General features: G+C 33.9%; 9 protein-coding genes. 4 read left to right on the top strand and 5 right to left on the bottom strand.

Going from position 1 to position 14,149, the window contains the following annotated elements:
- Nucleotides 1–42 precede the first annotated feature (42 nt).
- Nucleotides 43–2,454 (top strand): penicillin acylase family protein, encoded by a 2,412-nt coding sequence (locus Q4Q40_RS00210; RefSeq protein ID WP_303299655.1) that lies wholly within the window; start codon nucleotides 43–45, stop codon nucleotides 2,452–2,454.
- Nucleotides 2,454–2,804, top strand: a complete 351-nt coding sequence (locus tag Q4Q40_RS00205) for a hypothetical protein (protein ID WP_303299654.1) — start codon at nucleotides 2,454–2,456, stop codon at nucleotides 2,802–2,804. Before Q4Q40_RS00210 ends, Q4Q40_RS00205 begins: the two co-directional genes overlap by 1 nt.
- 55 nt (nucleotides 2,805–2,859) lie before the next feature.
- Here Q4Q40_RS00205 and Q4Q40_RS00200 read toward each other — a convergent pair whose 3' ends face one another.
- On the bottom strand, nucleotides 2,860–5,862 hold the full coding sequence (locus Q4Q40_RS00200) for a GEVED domain-containing protein (protein WP_303299653.1): 3,003 nt from the start codon (nucleotides 5,860–5,862) through the stop codon (nucleotides 2,860–2,862).
- A 207-nt stretch (nucleotides 5,863–6,069) separates the two neighbouring features.
- Complete coding sequence (locus Q4Q40_RS00195) at nucleotides 6,070–6,669, bottom strand: hypothetical protein (RefSeq protein WP_303299652.1); 600 nt, start codon at nucleotides 6,667–6,669, stop codon at nucleotides 6,070–6,072.
- Nucleotides 6,670–6,882: 213 nt separating this feature from the next.
- Between Q4Q40_RS00195 and Q4Q40_RS00190 the strand changes: the two genes are divergently transcribed.
- Both Q4Q40_RS00190 and Q4Q40_RS00185 read left to right on the top strand, forming a co-directional pair.
- A complete protein-coding gene (locus tag Q4Q40_RS00190) occupies nucleotides 6,883–7,596 on the top strand; it encodes a 3'-5' exonuclease (RefSeq protein ID WP_303299651.1) in 714 nt (237 codons plus the stop codon).
- Nucleotides 7,597–8,006: 410 nt separating this feature from the next.
- Nucleotides 8,007–9,686, top strand: coding sequence for an ABC transporter ATP-binding protein (locus Q4Q40_RS00185; RefSeq protein ID WP_303299650.1), 1,680 nt, complete (start codon nucleotides 8,007–8,009; stop codon nucleotides 9,684–9,686).
- Between the two features lie 376 nt (nucleotides 9,687–10,062).
- On the opposite strand, the gene Q4Q40_RS00180 is transcribed toward Q4Q40_RS00185, so the two are convergent.
- The 3 genes from Q4Q40_RS00180 to Q4Q40_RS00170 all read right to left on the bottom strand — a co-directional run bounded on the left by Q4Q40_RS00180 (nucleotide 10,063) and on the right by Q4Q40_RS00170 (nucleotide 14,071).
- Complete coding sequence (locus Q4Q40_RS00180; protein WP_303299649.1) at nucleotides 10,063–10,716, bottom strand: CoA transferase subunit B; 654 nt, start codon at nucleotides 10,714–10,716, stop codon at nucleotides 10,063–10,065.
- 139 nt (nucleotides 10,717–10,855) lie between these two features.
- A complete protein-coding gene (locus Q4Q40_RS00175; RefSeq protein WP_303299648.1) occupies nucleotides 10,856–11,557 on the bottom strand; it encodes a CoA transferase subunit A in 702 nt (233 codons plus the stop codon).
- A 186-nt stretch (nucleotides 11,558–11,743) separates the two neighbouring features.
- Nucleotides 11,744–14,071 (bottom strand): penicillin-binding protein 1A, encoded by a 2,328-nt coding sequence (locus tag Q4Q40_RS00170; protein ID WP_303299647.1) that lies wholly within the window; start codon nucleotides 14,069–14,071, stop codon nucleotides 11,744–11,746.
- Nucleotides 14,072–14,149: the final 78 nt, after the last annotated feature.

Genomic DNA, 14,149 nt, shown 5'->3' with positions numbered 1-14,149 from the left:
ATGGATGTTACGTGACAATTAAAACACAATAGATACAAGCACATGAAATACCTCAAATTTATAGTATCGTTTATACTTACTATAGCGATTTTTTACGCTTTTAACACAAAACTTGGAGCAATTCCCCCTATAGGTAAATTTTTAGATCCTTCTGGTGGTATTTGGCAGAACGAAAAGGATGAATCTATAACTGGTGATCTTGAAATTAAAGGTCTTATAGATAATGTCACTGTTCATTATGATAAGGAACGCATTCCTCATGTATTTGCTCAAAATAATACAGATTTATACAGAGCACAAGGTTACATAACAGCAAAACATCGTTTATGGCAAATGGAATTTCAAACCCTTGCTTCGGCTGGACGACTCTCTGAAATAATTGGTGAAAAAGCATTAAATTATGATAGGGCTCAACGTAGAAAAGGTATGGTTTTCGGAGCAGAAAACAGCTTAGAAATCATTAAGGCAGATAAAGAATCTATGGCATATTTGGAAGCTTATAAAGATGGTGTTAATGCCTACATAAACCAACTCGACCCTAAAGATTACCCTGTTGAATATAAACTTCTAGATTATAAACCAGAAGCCTGGACTATTGATAAAACAATGTATTTATTAATGTACATGACAGATATGCTCTGCGGTGGTGATTCCGATTTGGAATATACAAATGTACTACGCAAATTTGGCAAAGATCGTTTTGATTTACTATTTCCAGATTTTTTTGATTTTGATGAACCTGTAATTCCAAAAGAAACAGATTGGAGCTTTATTGACAAAGAAATTACGGCAATTCCTCAAAGCGAATTACCTTTAGACTCTATTTCTGAAACTATGGTAAAGCCTAACCCTCATAATGGGAGTAATAATTGGGCCGTTTCTGGTAACAAATCCTACTCAGGCAACCCAATTCTAGCCAACGATCCCCATCTTGGACTCAATTTGCCTTCCATTTGGTTCGTAATGCAGTTATCTTCTCCGAGTCAAAATACATTTGGAGCGACACTTCCAGGTGCTTTAGGGGTTATTATTGGATTTAATAATACTATTTCTTGGGGGGTTACTAATGCTACCAGAGATGTTAAAGATTGGTATAAAATTGAATTTAAAGATAAAAACCGAACCCAATATAAGTATAATGGGACATGGAAAAACACGCATGTAAGGCTTGAGGAAATTAAAATAAAAGGGCAAAAAACCTATATAGATTCAGTAATTTATACACATCATGGCCCTGTTAGTTATGATCATACATTTAAAGCCAATGATGAAAAAGAAGGCTATGCCATGAAATGGACAGGGCATATTGGTCATAATTTTACACGTCTATTCTATAAACTCAACAATGGAAAAAATTATGAGGATTATTTGAATGCCATTTCTAATCATGTGGCACCAGCACAAAATTTTGCTTTTGCTTCAACTAATGGTGATATTGCATTATGGGTTCAAGGAAAGTTTCCAAATAAATGGAAAGGTCAAGGGAAATTTTTAATGGATGGTAGTAACCCAAAACATGACTGGCAGAGTTTTATTCCACAGGAGTTTAATGCACATACAAAAAATCCAGAACGCGGTTTTATTAGTTCGTCTAACCAATACCCAACCGATGCATCTTATCCGTTTTATGTATTTAATGATGGGTATGATACTTATAGAAATCGTGTTATTAATAGTTTCTTTAGGTCGAAAGAAACATTTACGGTTGATGATTTTAAAAACCTTCAAAACAACAACTTTAATCTTAAAGCATCCGAATTGTTACCTTATATGTTTGAGCATATGGACATATCATCTCTTTCTGAAGAAGAGTTAGACGTATTAAATATAATTAAGTCATGGGATTTTTATAGCGAAATTGATAAAATGGCACCCAGTATTTGGGATGCATGGTGGACAGATCTATATCAAATTGTTTGGGATGAATTTAATGATCCTAATTCAGCTATGGACTATCCTTTCGTATACCAAACCATTTATATGTTGAAAAACCATCCAAATGATGCCTTTATGGATATATTAAATACACCTGAAAAAGAAACGGCTAACGATTTGTTTTTAATCACATTTAAAAATGCTGCAGAAAAATTAATAAACTGGAAAGCAAAACATGGTGATTACAATTGGCAAGCTTATAAAGGCACTTATGTTGGACATTTATTGCAAGCATTACCAGCCTTTTCAAGGTTTGATCTACCTATAGGAGGCGATAAAAACACTGTAAATGCTGCAGGTAAAAATTGGGGACCTTCCTGGCGTATGATAGTAGAAATGAGTTCTCCTCCAAAAGCTTTAGGGATCTACCCTGGCGGTCAATCTGGAAACCCAGGAAGTAAATACTACGATAATTTTATAGATAAATGGGCAACTGGCGAATATTTCAATGTATTATTCATGCAAGACCAAAATGAAACAGAAGGTATTATTGCTACCCAAACTTTAACATCAAAATAATGAAAAAAAATAGCATCAATTTTATAGCAACCATTATTATAGCTCTTTTATTATCTCAATTTATGCCTTGGTGGTCTGTTATGGTAGCTGCCTTTGTATCTAGTTTATTTTTTCGCCTAAAAGGTTTTTCTGTATTTCTTATTCCTTTTTTAGCTATTGCACTTTTTTGGATGGCATATTCCTTTTGGTTAAGTAATACAAACGATTTTATATTGGCTAATAAAATTGCTACTTTACTTCCCTTAAATGGGAATCCATACTTTTTAATATTACTCTCAGGAGTCCTTGGAGGGCTTGCTGCTGGAGTAGCTGCTATTTTTGGGAAACAATGTTTAACTTTAATAAAATGAGGTCATCTAAAAACAATGTTTAGACAACCTCTTTTTATTTGTTTTCTATCTAATATTAGCGCTTTATAAACTTTTTAATCATAGTCTTATAACCATCATTTACTTCTAAAAAGTAAACCTCTGCCTCAAGATTAGAAACATCAATTTCTTTAGATGTAGTACCGCTCGTTACCTTTTGGCCTAGCATATTAAAAATTCTATAGTTTATATTAATTTCGCTAGGCATTCTAATATTTAAAACGCCTTTGTTAACTGGGTTTGGATAAATTGTAAAGGCTTCATCTAAGTTAAATCCATCATCCGTATTTAATGCAATTACTGGAGCTATAGCCCCAGAACCTTGAATCACTATAGTATAATCCTCAACTTCACCATATTGAAAAGATTCACAAGAGGTTGGAATCCCATTATATTTCATAGTTACTCGCATTCTTGTTGAATTTTCAACAGCACTAGTAGGCACTGTAAAACTTCCGCTTACTGGTGTAGTAGTAGTAGCTGCTTGTGTCCAAACTTGTTCGCCAGCATCAGTAAAATCTCCATTTCTGTTATAATCTATCCAAACCGAATAGCCTTCATCATAAATTGCACTTGTCCAAGTTGGTGTTACAGTAATTGTATACTGTGAGCCTTTGGTTAAAGTTGTTGATTGACTTGTAAAATCTGAATAAAATTGTGCTCCAGATGAATTGTCTATCGTATTTAATTGAACTCTACCTATATACTCATCATTAACATTTCTGCTCGCAGAAGTACAATAAGTAATAACGACACTATCTGTTGTTATAGAAACGACATTACTTGCCGTTGATATATTTCCTCCTACATCTTTTGCAACAACGGTGAAGTCATAATTTGTATTTGCCGTTAGGCCACTTACTTCGTATGCTGTACCTATCACTGTAGCAATAATGGATGCACCTTGATACACATCATAACCACTCACCCCAACATTATCTGTAGAAGCTGTCCACGTTAAACTAGCGCCTGAATCTGTAATATTTGAAGCAGTTAAATTTGTTGGTGCAGTTGGTGCTTCGGTATCTGGTGCAAGCGTTGTTGTATTTACTATATTACTTACAGTCGACTCATTTCCTGCTGCATCTTTTGCTTTAACAGTAAAACTATACATTGTACTAGCACTCAATCCAGTAACTTGATACATAGTACCATTAACGTTTGTTATTAGCGAACCATCTTGATATATGTCGTATCCTGATACCCCAACGTTATCTGTTGAAGCTGTCCATGATAAATCAACACTAGCTTGAGTAAGATTAGAAGCTGCTAAATTAGTTGGTGCTGTTGGTGCTTCGGTATCTGGGATCGACGATGTAAAACTACCTGTAAATACGCCTCGACCGTATGTAGATGCGATAACTTTATTCGTTGTATCATCTCCACTAACATCCCAATAGTCTAACGAAGTGACACTAACATCACTCATGCCATTATAAGCTTGAGACCATGTAGGACTAGTAGCACTAAAATCGGATGTCTCCCAAACCCCTAACTGTGTTGCAATAATGGCTTCGTTAGAATTTAACGGATTTAATAAAAAGTCTCTAACAGGCATATTGGGTAAGTTTCCTTCTTTACTCGACCAATTAGAACCTGCATCTGAAGAATACCAAACACTTGTAACGCCATAATTATGCATGGTTACAATTAAATCATTTGCTGTGCCTCCAAATCTAACAGAAGATACAGAACCTACAAAAGGTGTTGTAATGGTTGTCCAAGTTGCTGAAGAATTAGTAACACCAGTCAACATTAAAAGACCACCAGTAGCAGTGCCAACATACCATGTATTAGCAGCAAAAGGAGATGCTCTAAAGGCCGTTGGTTTAGATGTTAAAGTAGCGTCTGTTAATGTCCCACTGCTGTTTGCAGCAACATTAATACTTCTAATAGAATAACTAAAACCCGAAGAGTTATTGGATAACAAACGATTCGCATCACTATCATAATCCATTTGATTTACAAAATCTCCAGTGGATTGACTATTTGACAATGTTGTAGCAGCTCCATCAATACGACCTAGCCCGTCCCAAGGTAAATCAAATCTATAAATAATATTAAATACATACGTTGCAATCATGTATTGACCATCCTTATCTACAAATGTATAAAAGCCATCACCATCACTTAGTTCTTCAGAGCTATTAACCCCCACTGTAGCACTTCTAAATGCCTGTGTTCCGTTATCTTGTGAGCCAGCTGAAAAGATACCATTGGTATCACCAGTTCCATCGGGTCCTATTCCTGCTTTTACAAATTGTGTTACATTGTATCCATTATTTCTAACAGAAATAGTGCTTCCAGAGTTGCCAGAGTAGTATAAACCTCCATCATTCCCAAACACGATTTGTGAAGATGAATTATTTCCAAAGGCAATAGCATGTTGATCGGCATGAACTCCCTGATACCCAAAACCACCATACCAATGCGAGAGTTGCGACCAAGAAGAGCCTCCATTCGTTGTTTTAAATAAGTCAATCCCTCCTACATAAACAATATCATCATTTGAAGGATCTGTTTCAATAACTAAATCATAAAACGCTTGTCCTCTACAAAAATCATTGGCTGGGATACCAGTGTCAGCATCATTAGGAAGACTAGTAGAAGAAATGCTTCCAAAACCATCTGTAGTACTATAAATATGAACAGGAGAAGTCACCCCTCCTGTTAAAGCATATAATTTATTAGCATCTGTTGCAGACGGTTCAAGCTCAACGCGATTGGAATCCGTTAAAGGAGAAGCTGCAGCTTCAGTCCATGTACCTCCATCTGTAGAGCTATATACACGACCACCACCTGCACCAAGTGCAGATCCTATAGTTCCCATCCATAGTTTATTATCAGCACCCACTTCAAGATCATTAGGAATATAATAATAGGATAAACCACCAAATGTATGTTCCATATTTGTAGATTCAATCCTACTCCAAGAGGTTCCTCCATTGGTTGAACGATATAATCCAGCCGATTGTAACCCTAACCAGTTTGTTGGACTAGATGAGTCACCATAAGCATGAGCACCAACAGCAACAAACAATTCTGTTGAAGTCCCATTATCCCAAGCTAAAACATCATTTACATAATAAATCCCTGAAAGAAATAAATTTGCTGCACTAAAATCTATATCACCACTATCTGCTGGTGGAATATTTAAGGCACTCCATGTTGTACCTCCATCTGTAGTAACATATACACCGTTACCAACAACATCGCCTGCGGTGTATTGTTCTCCTGTACCAACATATCAAATATCAGAATCTCTTGGATCTACTGTAATCGAAGTTACAGATAAATTACCTGGAACATTTTCTACTCTAGACCAAGAAGAAGCACTACTACTAATATTTGTGTTTTTCCATAAACCTCCACTTACGCCTCCCGCATAAACAGTATTATTGGAACTATCATTTGGATCGAACATAATCACTCTTGTTCTCCCACCAACATTGTTGGGACCTCTCTCTTCCCAAGCATTGGAAGCATTACCAGGATTACGCTGTGCTAAACCACTTGATGATCCTTTCGTTTTGCGTTCTTTTTTTAATTGTTCTCTTAAATTAGTAAGCTCTTCAATATCAAGTTTTCCTGTACCTGGATTTATGGTTAATTCCCACATTTGTTCAAAATAACGATTTGGAGGTAATCCTTTTTGTTTTCTTGTTTTTTTGTCCCAAGTAAGTGTTTCAATAAATGGACTGTTTTTCAAAAATTCAGAATGTTGTTCTCTTTGTTTAGAAATATCATCTTTCAATAGCTTTTCATTACTGAAATAAAAGGTAAATCCAACTGCAAAGCATGCTAAAAAAGACAAAGAAATTTTTTTAATGGTAGATTTTTTAGGCATAATAAATTATTTTAGTTATTTAAATATAATTAACATATTCAATGTTTTAGTGAAAATTAATCAATGTTTTTGACAAAATACCAGCAATTAATCAAATTTGTGGGATTACCACAATCTAAAAAAAATCTTAATCTTTCTTTTTATGTGCGTAAATACTTGTTATTTAAGATGATAAAAGCGTACATTTAAATTTTAAAAGAATTAAAGTTTTATATGATCTCTAAACTCAATTTAGAACACATTTTATTTCTAGATATTGAAACGGTTCCTGAAACACAATATTTTTCTGAATTAAATGAAGATAAACAAGCTCTTTGGGACCATAAATCGAAATACCAACGCAAAGATGAGTTTACTGCCGAAGCATTTTACGATCGCGCTGGTATTTGGGCTGAATTCGGAAAAATAGTCTGTATATCAGTAGGGTATTTCAATATTTTAAATGACGCCCGTACTTTTAGAGTAACGTCATTTTACGGTGATGAAATTAAAATTTTAAAAGATTTCAAAAATTTATTGTTATCACATTTCAATGAAACAAAACACCTCCTCTGCGCTCACAATGGTAAAGAATTCGACTTCCCATACATAGCACGTCGTATGATAATTAATAATATTGAGCTACCTTATAAACTAAACCTCTTCGGAAAGAAACCATGGGAAGTACCTCATTTAGATACTTTAGAATTATGGAAATTTGGAGATTATAAAGCCTATACATCATTAAAATTATTAACTAATGTTTTAGGAATTCCATCACCAAAAGACGATATTGATGGTAGTGAAGTTTATCGTGTATATTATGAAGAAAACGAAGTTGATAGAATTATTATTTATTGTGAAAAAGACACTATTGCTGTAGCTCAAATATTTTTAAGATTACGCGGTGATGATCTTTTAATGGAAGATGAAATTATTCATATCTAATACCGAACTCATCTTGACTTTTTCTATTTCCTAAAACCTGTTGGTAACTTCAGCTACCTATATATCCATATCTTTTTTAGATTAGTTTTCCTATGCAACTGTAAACTAGAACCTGAGCATCAAATAATAATTTAAGACACGAATTGCACAAATCTACACGAATAGAATCGTAATGTGGTTAATATCTCTATGTCTAACATAAACACGACCCAGACTTTCAGTCTATCTTAAGTCTACATACAGATTTAAACCTGCTGGCAGGCAGGAAAATTCGTGTCTTAAATTATTGTTTTTTGCTTATTTGACGTTTTAAAAACAGAACCGTAACTTTGGCTATGTTTATATTTTTAGCCTTAACGAATCAAAAAAACCTGTGCTGAATTTATTTTAGTATAATTCAATTTATATAAATGCAGGAAAACACTATTTTAAATATTAAAAATCTTTCCATTTCATTTGGAGAAAACGAAGTGATTCATAACATTTCATATCATCTGAATAAAAATGAAATATTGGGTATTGTGGGAGAGTCTGGTTCGGGAAAATCAGTATCATCTTTAGCTATTTTGGGTTTATTGCCAAAAAATATTTCAAAAATTACTTCAGGAAGTATTAACTATAATAACAAAGATTTAAGCGTCCTTGCTTCAAAGGCGTTTCAAAATATTCGTGGAAAAAAAATTGCCATGATTTTTCAAGAACCTATGAGTTCTTTAAATCCTTCAATGACCTGTGGAAAACAGGTTCAAGAAATTTTATTACAACACACGACACTTTCTAAACAAGAAGCAAAAGAAGAAACCTTTATATTATTTGAAAAAGTAAAACTTCCAGACACCAAAAGAGCCTACAATTCTTATCCGCATGAGATTTCTGGCGGACAGAAACAACGTGTTATGATTGCTATAGCCATTGCTTGCAAGCCCGATATTTTAATTGCAGATGAACCTACGACAGCACTCGATGTTACTGTTCAAAAAGAAATTATTAAATTATTAAAAACCTTGCAGATTGAGACAAAAATGAGTGTTATTTTCATTACTCATGATTTGGCTTTAATTTCTGAAATAGCCGATAGAGTTCTAGTTATGTATAAAGGTGATATTGTTGAACAGGGAGATGTTTCAACTATTTTTAAATCACCAAAACATGTGTATACAAAAGCACTTATTAACTCACGACCTTCATTAGATACTCGATTAAAAACATTACCAACCATAGATGATTATCTAAATGGCACAACTTCAAACGAAATCATTACAACTGAGCAACGTAAACTTCAACACGAAAAACTATATAACAAAGCACCGCTACTAGAGGTTATAAATGTTGAAAAAGAATATATTTCTAAATCGGGTTGGTTTACCAAGCCGCAATCATTTAAGGCTGTTAATGATGTTAGTTTCAAATTGTATGAAGGAGAAACATTGGGACTAGTAGGAGAATCTGGTTGTGGTAAATCTACATTAGGCAATGCTATTCTTCAACTAGATAAAGCAACTGCTGGATTAATATTATATAATGGTATTGATATTACAAGATTACGGCATTCAGAAATTAAAAAGCTTCGCAAAGACATTCAAATTATTTTTCAGGATCCATACGCATCATTAAATCCTAGAATTCCTGTTGGTGAAGCTATCATGGAACCTATGGTGGTTCACAAGCTTTTTAATTCGGATAAAGAACGAAAAGAAAAAGTTATAGATATTTTAAATCGTGTTGGATTGTCTGAGGACTATTTTAACCGATATCCACATGAATTTTCTGGTGGACAAAGACAGCGGATTGGAATTGCAAGAACCATAGCACTACAGCCAAAATTAATTGTATGCGACGAATCTGTTTCTGCATTAGACATATCTGTTCAAGCACAAGTTTTAAACCTCTTAAATGAGCTTAAAGAAACTTTTGGTTTTACCTATATTTTTATTTCACATGACTTAGCTGTCGTAAAATATATGTCTGATCAATTATTAGTGATGAATAATGGTAAAATAGAAGAATTGGACGATGCAGATGTTATTTATAATACGCCCAAAGAAGCATATACTAAAAAATTAATTTATGCTATACCCAAAGGGTTATAGCATAAATACTTTTTTTGTTAAATACAGTAAACTTTTTAAAAATCTCAAATTACTTTTAAGTGTTTCTTTAAATTTACTTTCACTTAATGTAGGTTGTTCAGGTAGATTTGTTGCAAATTTCATAAGTTTTTAAATTTATGGTAGATTTGGGGAAATCTATTTTTGTTTGATAATTTTGGGGACTACAAATATGAAACAATTTTTCTATAAACCAGATTAAAAACATAAAAAATCGATAAAATGCACAAATTTTTAACATTTCATCGATTTTAATCTGATTTATATTCTTTTAGCAGTCATTTAATTTGAACCTTTTGCTAGAAAACTTTCAAATTGAATGTTTATAAGGGATCATTTTTTCGTAATAAGCAGCATATTACAATTCCATTTCGGGAATATTTCCATCTACAATTAAAGTACCTTCAGTAGCCTTTTTTATATCATCTACAGAAACTCCTGGAGCACGTTCTAAAAGTTTGAAACCTTTGTTTGTTACTTCAAGTACTGCCATATTTGTTACTATCTTTTTAACACAACCTACACCAGTTAACGGCAATGAGCATTGTTTTAAAAGTTTTGATTCACCTCTTTTATTTGTATGCATCATAGCAACTATAATATTTTCGGCGCTAGCAACTAAATCCATAGCGCCTCCCATACCTTTTACCATTTTGCCTGGTATTTTCCAATTAGCTATATCTCCATTTTCAGCAACTTCCATAGCACCTAAAATGGTGAGATCTACATGTTGCCCACGTATCATGGAAAAACTCATAGCCGAATCAAAAAAACTGGCTCCTGGCAATGTTGTTATGGTTTGCTTTCCTGCATTTATAAGATCCGCGTCTTCTTCGCCTTCAAACGGAAACGGTCCCATACCCAAAACACCATTTTCACTTTGAAATTCTACTTCTATATCGCTCCTTACATAGTTTGCTACTAAAGTTGGTATACCTATCCCCAGATTTACATAATACCCGTCTCTTACTTCTTTTGCTATTCGCTTTGCTATTCCGTTTTTATCTAACATATAATTATACTTCTTTCATTTCCGCGAAGGTGGAAATCTTATATTTTCCTATTTTGTTATTCCCTTGAATACGAAAATTTTTATTTGAAACTTAATATTTGTAAAAGTGGATTCCTGTTTTGCAGGAATGACAAGCACTTTAACTTTTTGACCTTACTGTTCGCTGTTCAATACGCTTTTCATAATTGGTTCCTTGAAAAATACGTTGCACAAAAATGCCAGGAATATGAATTTGATTAGGATCTAAAACCCCTAAAGGAACCAACTCTTCAACCTCAGCGACCGTTATTTTTGCAGCACCACACATATTAGGGTTGAAATTTCTAGAAGTCCCCTTAAAAATTAAGTTACCCGCTACGTCACCTTTCCAAGCTTTTACAAATGCAAAATCGGCTTTAAAAGCATGCTCTAACACATACATTTTCCCATCGAAATCCCGAGTTTCCTTACCCTCAGCCACTTCGGTACCGTAACCTGCGGGTGTATAAATAGCTGGGAAACCCGCTTGGGCTGCCCGACAACGCTCGGCCAACGTGCCTTGAGGAATCAGTTCTACATCCAATTCACCTGAAAGCATTTGACTTTCAAATTCATCATTCTCTCCCACATAAGACGATACCATTTTTTTTATTTGCTTTTTTTGAAGCAGTAAACCCAGTCCAAAATCATCAACTCCAGCATTGTTAGAGATGCATGTTACTCCTTTAACACCAAGTTTCACTAATTCTGAAATAGCGTTTTCAGGAATTCCACTAAGTCCAAACCCTCCAAGCATAAATGTCATGTTATCCGATACTCCTTTAAGAGCATCTTGAACACTAGCAACCTTTTTATTAATCATTTTTATTAAATTTTTACTGCATAAAATTACGTATAAATGAATTATTTTTAAAATAATTACACAATAACTTATTATATCAATAAAATTAAACGATTTGAGTAGAATTTTATTTATAGAGAAAATACCAATAAAAAAACCATTCAAAAAGAATGGTTTTTATTATTAGTGTTAACTATGATTGATGTTTTAAAATCCGTTTAAATCTTCGGGAAGATCATCACCTTCATCACTATCAATAGTATTTGAAACTTTAGAACAATCTACATTAATAGATAAATTTAAAGGTTTTTCAAATGGTTCTTTAGAAATACTTAAAGCTTTATCTGCATAACAACTTTTCATGTATAACCCCCAAATTGGTAATGCCATAGCAGCTCCTTGTCCGTATCTGCCAGTTGAAAAATGGACAGATCTATCTTCTGCACCTACCCAAACACCAGTAACTAAATTAGGCACCATACCCATAAACCAACCATCACTTTGGTTTTGAGTCGTCCCTGTTTTTCCTGCAATATCGTTTTTAAACCCATAAGGGTAGCCTGTAATGATTTTTTTGTATTCTGGGCTAGTTGCAGAGCTATGTCTTAATCTTACTCCAGAACCTCCTTGCGTAACCCCTTCCATAAGTTTCACTGCAACATAAGCAGTTTCTTCGCTTAAAACATCTCGTGTTACTGGTTTAAACTGATATAAAATAGCACCATTTTTATCTTGAATAGTAGTCACCATTACGGGTTTTGTATAAACACCTTTGTTTGCAAACGTAGCATAAGCACCAACCATTTCGTAGACACTTATTTCTGGAACCCCTAAAGCTATTGAAGGCACTGGAGGTATTTCGGATTGAATTCCCAAGTTTTTTGCTAAATTCACAACAGGTTGCGGCCCTACCTTATCAATTAATCTTGCTGTTATGGTATTTACAGAGTTCGCTAAAGCATTTTTTAAAGTTCTGCTACCTCCATAATCATTCTCTCCATTAGAATTTTTAGGACACCATTCTTCCATGTTTCCATGTTTACCCTTCTCTATACAAAATGGTGTGTCTGGAAATTCATCACAAGGCGAATAATGCAACTGATCTATAGCTGTGGTATAAACAAACGGTTTAAATGTAGAGCCTACTTGACGTTTTCCTTGTTTTACCATATCGTATTGAAAATGCCTGTAATTCATACCTCCAACCCATGCTTTTACATGCCCCGTTAAAGGATCCATAGACATCATTCCTGTTTTTAAAAACGATTTGTAATATCGCATGGAGTCTATAGGTTTCATAATGGTATCTACTTCTGAAGCTTTTCCTTTTTCCCACTTGAAAACAGTCATTTTTGTAGGTTTTTGAAATGATGCTTCAATCTCTTTATCAGACTTTCCTGCTTTTTTTAATATTCTCCATCGTTCACCTTGCCTCATTCTACGTTTCAATAAAAGATCTATTTCTTTTCCTGTAAGTTCTAAAAACGGTGCCGTTGGGTTACGTTTAGGTGTATTTTGATTATCAAACTCTGCTTGTAGCCTAGGCATATGCTGTCCTACAGCAGTTTCTGCATATTGTTGCATGCGCGAATCTATGGTAGTATAAATTTTTAAACCATCATTGTATAAACTATAATTTGATCCATCTGGTTTCGGATTCTCCTTGATCCAATCTTTCATAAAACCATCTAAATATGCTCTAAAATAAGTAGCAATACCATCACGATGTGACTGTGGTGTGTAACGTAAATCTAACGCCGTTTTTTGAAGTGAATCTTTTACAGTTTCATTAATATAATCATAGTCTTCCAGTTGATGTAAAACAACATTACGTCTATTTTTTACTCCTATTGGGTTTCTTCTTGGATTATATAATGAAGAATTTTTAAACATCCCAACCAACATAGCAGACTCTTTCATATTTAATTCACTTGGCTCTTTATCAAAATAGATTGCAGCTGCACTGCGAATACCATCTGCATTGTTACCAAAATCATAAATATTAAAATATTGAGCAATAATCTCTTCTTTAGTATATTGACGCTCCAAACGAACAGCTATAATCCACTCTTTTACTTTTTGAAGGACTCGTTCAATTATATTTTTTGAAGCCACCCCTGTAAATAATTGTTTAGCCAGTTGTTGAGATATAGTACTTGCACCTCCTCCAGAGCCTAATTTAACAATAGCTCGAAGCGTCCCTCTAGCATCTATCCCTGCATGATCATGAAAACGTGCATCTTCTGTCGCAATTAATGCATCTATCAAATTTTGTGGTAACTCATTATAACCTACTGGGGTTCTATTATCATTTAAATAGAATTTGCCTAAAGTTTTCCCATCAGATGAAATAATCTCAGTTGCTAAATGGGTTTTAGGATTTTCTAATACTGTGTGGTCTGGTAGATCCCCAAAAAAGGATGTAACTAAAAATATAAGCACTACCGAAAGTATTCCTCCTAAAAATAGCATCCAAAACCAACGGATGTATTTTGAAAAATCTTGAGTTGTTGTTGCTTGTTTCTTTTTTGCCATTAAACTTTATAATATTAAATTCTTACGGTAAAATTCTGAAAAAAAATCAGAATTTTGGGGGATCTATTATTTATTTTT

Origin of the sequence: Flavivirga jejuensis, assembly GCF_030540765.1 — a bacterium.
Taxonomy (GTDB): Bacteria; Bacteroidota; Bacteroidia; order Flavobacteriales; family Flavobacteriaceae; genus Flavivirga; species Flavivirga jejuensis.
This window is presented reverse-complemented; position numbering and strand designations above follow the sequence as displayed.

Bases quoted from the DNA above. Each gene is read 5' to 3' on its own strand.
- Q4Q40_RS00210 (WP_303299655.1), top strand. From the start codon at position 43: ATGAAATACCTCAAATTTATAGTATCGTTTATACTTACTATAGCGATT.
- Q4Q40_RS00205 (WP_303299654.1), top strand. From the start codon at position 2,454: ATGAAAAAAAATAGCATCAATTTTATAGCAACCATTATTATAGCTCTT.
- Q4Q40_RS00195 (WP_303299652.1), bottom strand. From the start codon at position 6,669: ATGCCTAAAAAATCTACCATTAAAAAAATTTCTTTGTCTTTTTTAGCA.
- Q4Q40_RS00190 (WP_303299651.1), top strand. From the start codon at position 6,883: ATGATCTCTAAACTCAATTTAGAACACATTTTATTTCTAGATATTGAA.
- Q4Q40_RS00185 (WP_303299650.1), top strand. From the start codon at position 8,007: ATGCAGGAAAACACTATTTTAAATATTAAAAATCTTTCCATTTCATTT.
- Q4Q40_RS00180 (WP_303299649.1), bottom strand. From the start codon at position 10,716: ATGTTAGATAAAAACGGAATAGCAAAGCGAATAGCAAAAGAAGTAAGA.
- Q4Q40_RS00175 (WP_303299648.1), bottom strand. From the start codon at position 11,557: ATGATTAATAAAAAGGTTGCTAGTGTTCAAGATGCTCTTAAAGGAGTA.
- Q4Q40_RS00170 (WP_303299647.1), bottom strand. From the start codon at position 14,071: ATGGCAAAAAAGAAACAAGCAACAACAACTCAAGATTTTTCAAAATAC.